General features: G+C 67.4%; 3 protein-coding genes and 1 pseudogene. 1 reads left to right on the forward strand and 3 read right to left on the reverse strand.

Annotation, left to right across the window (positions count from 1 at the left end):
• Window positions 1-166 precede the first annotated feature (166 nt).
• A complete protein-coding gene (locus BMZ82_RS38790; RefSeq protein ID WP_256252357.1) occupies window positions 167-3,352 on the reverse strand; it encodes an ATP-binding protein in 3,186 nt (1,061 codons plus the stop codon).
• 543 nt (window positions 3,353-3,895) lie between these two features.
• Here BMZ82_RS38790 and BMZ82_RS42470 point away from each other — a divergent pair.
• Window positions 3,896-4,000, forward strand: a pseudogene (locus BMZ82_RS42470) (IS5/IS1182 family transposase); the annotation flags it as partial.
• A gap of 951 nt (window positions 4,001-4,951) precedes the next feature.
• Here the strand turns inward: BMZ82_RS42470 and BMZ82_RS38800 are convergent.
• Window positions 4,952-5,938 carry a Fic family protein gene (locus BMZ82_RS38800; RefSeq protein WP_256252358.1) on the reverse strand — a complete coding sequence of 329 codons (987 nt, stop codon included), beginning with the start codon at window positions 5,936-5,938 and terminating at the stop codon, window positions 4,952-4,954.
• The coding region (locus BMZ82_RS38805) for an IS3 family transposase (RefSeq protein WP_143099016.1) at window positions 5,902-6,274 on the reverse strand (373 nt) is incomplete at its 5' end. The genes BMZ82_RS38805 and BMZ82_RS38800, both read right to left, overlap by 37 nt.

A 6,274-nucleotide genomic window follows, 5' to 3' on the forward strand; every position in this document is an offset into this window, starting at 1 on the left:
CGGCTGGAGATCTTCGCCAACAACTCCGGCGGCGTCCACCACCGCTGGCAGCACCGGCCCGGCAGCGACTGGCACGACTGGCAACCCCTGTGACCAGTCCGCACAACTCGGGCTTCGCGGTCACCGTCATGCGGTGGCCGCGTGGGCCGGGGGTTCACCCACCAGGTCACACATGCCAGCGGATGTCCTGGTCGGGTGTGTAGCGGCACATTGTCCCGGTGGACACGGTGCGCCGCAGATGGGCTGCCAGTTCGGGGTGCTGCTCGTCCATCCGGCGCAGGGTGTCACGGATGCGGCCCGTGACGTTCTTACGGGCGCGTTCGCGCGGATCGCCCAGTCTGCGGGCCCGGCCGCCCAGGCCCGCGCATCGGCTCAGTTCCTCCAGCAGGGCAGCGCGCTCCTGGTCGTAGGCCGCCGCGCGCCGGTCGTCCCCCTGCTCGACGGCCCGGTCGATCTCTGTCTCCAGCCGCTCCAGATGTCGGCGATACCGCCGGCGTGCTTCATCGTCCAGCACCTCGTCAGCCCCCATGGGGTGCGCGGTCGCCACGGCGTCGTCCTCCGGGTTCAGCAGCCAGACGGACGGCACGTCGCGACTGGGCCGACTCAGCAGACAGTGCAAGTCCCGCAGCCCCTTCGCGTCGGGCATGTGCGTGGTGCGGCCCCCGTAAGTCAGCCGCCACACCTCGCCGTTGCGGTGGAACTCGTACAGGCGGGCCGGCTCGTCCTGCACGGGCCGCGGGCCCAGGTGCGCGATGCGGGCCAGCAGGTGCGTCATCCCCAGCTGGTGGGCTTGCGTCGCTGTCTCGTCGAGCAGCACGTTGAGGGCCGGCTCGCCGCCCGTTCCCTGCGCCGCCAGCGCGAGTGCCAGCTCGACGCGGGCGCGCAGTGACCACGGCAGCGCGTGCAACCGGTCGGCCGATCGGCGGGCTTCGGTGAGGTGGCGCACCGCCGACTCCCAGCGCCGCTGCCCGACGTCGAGGATACCCAGCCAAAGGGACGCCGGGCCGCTGATGTCCCATCCGAAGAGGGAGACCAGCCACTGGCTCGCGTACGGGGTCAGCGCGGCGCGGGCGTTGTCGCACCACGCAGGGTCGCCCGAAGCGGCGGCCGCCTGCGCCTGGTAGCGCAGCCACAGAGGGGTGACACTGCGGTGCAGAACTGTGTCGCCGCCTCCGGCGCCCGGCCGGGGGACGGGCACGCGCGGGCTCTCGCCGGTTTCCAGTTCGGTGAGTGCCTCCACGAGATCGACGTACGGGTGCTGCTGACGCCGCAGTTCGTCCCGCAGCTCCTTCGCCTCGGTGAACCTGCCCTGCATGAGGAGCAGTGTCCAGCGGTGATGGGAGATGAAGTACTGGTAGTAGTTGGGGCCCGGCGTACTCATGGACACGGAGGCGTCGAGCAGGTTCGCCGCCTCGGTGAACCCGCCCGTCATGGCGTGGACGACGCTGCGGTCGATGATCGCGGTCAGACGCAAGCGGGGTGAGCCGTCGGTGGCGGCCACCGACAGCATGGCGTGGAAGTCTTCCAGGAACCGGGGATCGTCGGATTCGACTGCCGCGACCCACCGCATGGACATCGCCACGTGCTCCGTCCATCGGTCGCCCCGGCTGCGGGACAGCGCGATGAGTTCCGACGCCAGGGCGTGCCGGCCCCCGGCTGTCCGTGGTCCCCACTCGGACTGCAGCCGCGCCCACAGACCGATGTGCAACGTGTCGTCATCGCCTGCCGCACGGGCGCCGGCGACCACCGCCGTCGCGACGTTCCGCGCCAGGTGGGACTGCGAGAGCAACAGATCACCGTCGCCCGTGTCCACCGTCGCGCCGGATCCGGTGCATTGCCCGAGCGCCCATCGCAGGGCGCGCTGCTTCAGCAGGGCGGTGTCACCCTGCCCGTCGGCCCCGTACAGGGTCAGTGCCGTCCGTCCCATCAGCAACGGGTCGCCCAGATCTCTCGCCAGGGCGGCGACGTCGCCGAAGACGCTCCAGGAACGCTCGTGCTCACCGGACAACTGAAGCGCCAGCCCCAAGTCAAGCCCGAGCAGAACCCGCCGCCGAGGTGCCTCCCGGCCGAGACGGTCCAGGGCGCGGCTGTAATGTCCCGCAGCTTCCTCATGAGCCATACGGGTCTCCGCGTGGCGTGCCGCAGACAGCATCAGGTCCACCGCCACGTCGCGGTCCAACTCCTCGAAGGAGAAGTAGGCGTGGCGCGCCAGCTCGACCGGGAGGGTCATGTCCAGTGCCGCCACCGTGTCCCGCAGCGCACCCGCGGCGGCGGCGTGCAGTCGGCGCGCGCGGGGTGCGTCCAGGTCGCCGTACAGCGTCTCGCGTACGAGGTCATGCTTGAAGACGACCTCTCCGGACCGGTCGTGCTCCACCAACTGGGCGTCCACGGCCTGGGCCAGCCACCACCTCACCTGGGCCGGCGACTGTCCGACGACCCTCGCCAGCGTGTCGGCGTGGAAACGCCGTCCCAGCACGGACGCGGCACCGAGACACTCCGCCACCGGATCATCCAGCAGCCCCAACCGCTGTTGGAGGGACGCGTGCAGACCCGGCGAGATCGCGGTCACGTCATGACCGCCCGCCCACAGGCGGGCGGTCTCCTGGACGAAGAAGGGGTTGCCGCCCGTCCGCTGCAGAACCTCGCCGACGAGTGCCTCGTCCGGTGTCCTCCCCGCCGTACGGCGCATCAGCTCCGTGACGTCCGCAGTCCCGAGCCCTGTCAGCGCCAGCGTCGTGGCCCGGGTCATCAGCGACCGCAACGGGTCGCGCAAGGGGTGGTCCGGCCGCTCGATCTCCACATCCCTGAACGTCGCCACGATCAACACCCGTTCCAGTGATATGTGCTGGGCCGCGAACTCCAGCAGGGCGACCGACGCCGGGTCCGCCCAGTGCACATCCTCCAGCACCACCAGCGTCGGCTGCTGCTGCGAGGCGGTGACCAGTACGGTCGTGACCGCGTCGAACAACTGGAACCGGTCCACCTCCGCTGCCTGGGATCCGCTGCCCAGCAGAACCTGGCACGCCGCGTCGACAGCGTCCGACGCGGCCTCCCACGCCTCTGCCCGAACGGCGCTCCGCAGGCCCCGGACGACCTGTGTCCAGGGCCAGTACCCGGGAGTGCCGTCGGCGTCCCAGCACGACCCGCGCAGCACGGCCATGTCCTGGTGCTTCGCCTCATGGACCGCGCAACCGGCGAGGGACGTCTTGCCGATGCCCGCCTCGCCGGTGATCAGTAACAGGCCGCCGTGACCGGCGCGCGCCCGTTCGGCGTGGGCGCGTACGGCGCGCAAGAGGTCGTTCCGCCCCAGCAGTGAGGGTTGGTTCCCGGCCCCGGACGATGGTTCGGTCACGTTGGCACCAGCCGTGCCGGATGTACCCGGTCCACATCACGCCTTCCCGAAGTGTCCGTGCCAGCCCACGTCGTTGTCCCATCCGGTAGCGTATGGGCTGTTCGAAAAGTGGATCAAGTCGAGCAATTACCACTGGAATGCATGGCGCCGCCCGACACGGCCCCGGACTCGGCACGGTCGTCCACGATCGGCTCCACCCGACGTCGCGCGACCGCGATCGGGCCCGGATCATTGCCGGGCAGCGGCTTGGGAATCCCCGCGACCGTCTGCCATCACGGTCGATTCGCCCAGGAAATCATCGGGTTCAAGGGTCGGGCGCTCTCCCCGGCCGGGCGAGCCGGGTGGCGCCCGGTCGGTGACCGTGCGCAGCAGACAGGTGAGGACTGATGTGCGGCACCTGTTTTCGGGCTCTTCGTCTGGATGTGGGTCGGTGTGTGCTCGCGCGGACGCGGCTGGCGCCACTGACTGGCTGGTGCAGATCGACCCCACCATCGTCAGCACCCACCAGCACGCCGCCGCCACCGGCCGAAAAGGATCCACAGGCCGGACGAACCAGACGATCATGCCCTCGGCCGATCCCGAGGCGGACTGACCACCAAAATCGACCTCGCCTGCGACGGCCGCGGTCGGCCCCTCGCGCACGCCTTGGCCACCTGGCGCAACCTGGCCACCGGCGCCCTGAGACTGGCCGACGTCACCAACATCGCAGCCAGCCTCCGCCGCAACGCCCGCAACCCACGCCGACCGCTCGGGTCCCTCCGGTCGCGTGATGACCAAACGGACGTCACGCGACCGGGCCGAAGCCCTGGGCCGCACCCAGGTTGGCAATTTACTGTCGGCTGCGGGACACTTGGGGGGATTCGCCTCTCGACCTTGTTGTCGAGTATTTACAAGGAATCTGGCAGTACTGAGCCCAGAAAGATGGCTCCTCATGGCCGCCCCAGCACTGTTGCTGCACGCATGGCCGCACATTGGCCGCACCTGATCCTTGACAGCTCATCAGCTAGCGCCGCCGCCATCGCAAAAGACCAGCTCAAAGGCTATGACTCTAGATATCACCACAGAAGCTGCACCTTGGACCTACGCATCGCAATGCGTAGACCACACGTGTCCGATTGGCCCGGATTCCAAGGTCAACAGAAACAAGAAACCCCAGGTCAAAGGCCTGACCTGGGGTTCACCATGGAGCCGCCTTCGGGATTCGAACCCGAGACCTACGCATTACGAGTCGGCACATGATCTTGTCGGACCGTCACAACCTTGCTCACTCTTCATGATACATGCAGCTCAGGGTGCACGCTCGTACGTGGCCTTTCTCAGCCTTTCTCGATCGTTCTTAATCCTCATGTTCCCACCACGTTCCCATCTGCCCCTGGGAACGACGGCCGGGCACCCGGCCGGGACGGAGCAGCAGCCCGATGAGTGGCCGGATCAGCCGACGAGCCGAGCAGTTTCGAAGCGGGCAGCTACACACCGTCATTGGGATGAGAAAGGCATCCCGCCCCCCTTTTCCCGGGGCGGTGCCGTTAACCGTTCCCTCAGGTCAGCTCCAGATGAGGGGAAGAGTAGATGGACTTCTCTTCCCCTCATCAATCACTGCTATCCGAGCACAGAAACGAACTTGTGCAAGGCGGCGGCTAGGGTTGTATCAAGGAGTTCCGTCACGTCCTGCCACCTTGCTTCGGCGGTGTCGCTGTAGGTCCACGTGACCGATTCAGTGGGCGTCGAAATCAGCACTGTCTCGGCCTCCTGCCGTGTGTCGTCACCAGCCTCGTCACCCATCAGTTCGGCGTAGACGGTCAGAGCCAGGACGCCCGTTTCTCCACGGCCGACCTTCTGTACGAAGACCAGGTACCGAAGTTCTTGCCCCAGGGCATGGATCCGCAACCGCTGCCACCAAACACCGTCATGTCTGTTGACGAAGAAGTCCACACTCCTCGCCGTCTGGACCACTTGGCGGCCCCAGTACCGAGACCGGGAGTCCGGCGGCGCTGCGCCTTGCACGGTGACGATGGAATGTGCAGAAATCTCACCAACGAGATTCTCGATCCTCTTCGACATGTCAGTGAGCCACAGGCCGACACGTCCGTGGACGTCATTTGCCAGTCGCGCGACCTGCTCGGCACGTTCTTGGGCACCTGTCTCGGCCTGGAGCGCACGGAACCGTGCGACTCCGGCTTCCAGAACGCTCAGCGCGCCCCCGGCGACAGCCTCTGAAGTGGCCGCGACCGGTCGCTCCAACTCGCTGCGGAGGGCAACGATCTCCAACTCGGCGAAGAACCGGATCAGTGGCCTCAAGTCGCCTTCGTTAGCACGATCGAGGCTGCGCAGGTAGCGGTCTCGTTCGCGGCGGTCCACTACCAGTGGAGCAAGGTCGCATCGCAATAGGTTGAGCAGGGTCAGGCATCGCGCCACCCGCCCGTTCCCGTCCTCAAAGGGGTGGATGCGAACGAACCGATGGTGAAGCCAGGCTGCGCGCACTATAGGATGCGCGCCGCCGGTCTCTCGGTACAGCTTGAAGTTCCCCCCGCGAACTGGACAGCGGGTGTTTACGCTGCCGGGGCGAGGTTCTGTCTGAGCAGGGATCTCGTTTCGAGCGGGGTGACGTACCCGTAGTCGGGGTGCCGACGGAGCCGGCTGCGGTTGTACTCGACCTCGATGTAGCGGAAAACGTCGGCCCGGGCCGCCTCGCGGGTCTCCCACACGGTCGTCCCGATCTCCGCTTTCAGAATGGCGAACCAGCTTTCCGCGGCGGCGTTATCGTAACAAGAGCCGACGCGTCCCATCGACTGCCTCATGCGCAACTTGCCTATTTCGGTGCGGAATTCGTCACTCGTGTATTCACTGCCGCGATCCGTGTGCATGATGCAGAGGTACTCCAGGCCGCCACGTCCGGCAGCCATCCGCAGGGCAGCGACCGGC

It is taken from the genome of Streptomyces sp. yr375, from assembly GCF_900110755.1.
In the GTDB taxonomy this organism is placed as follows: Bacteria; Actinomycetota; Actinomycetes; order Streptomycetales; family Streptomycetaceae; genus Streptomyces.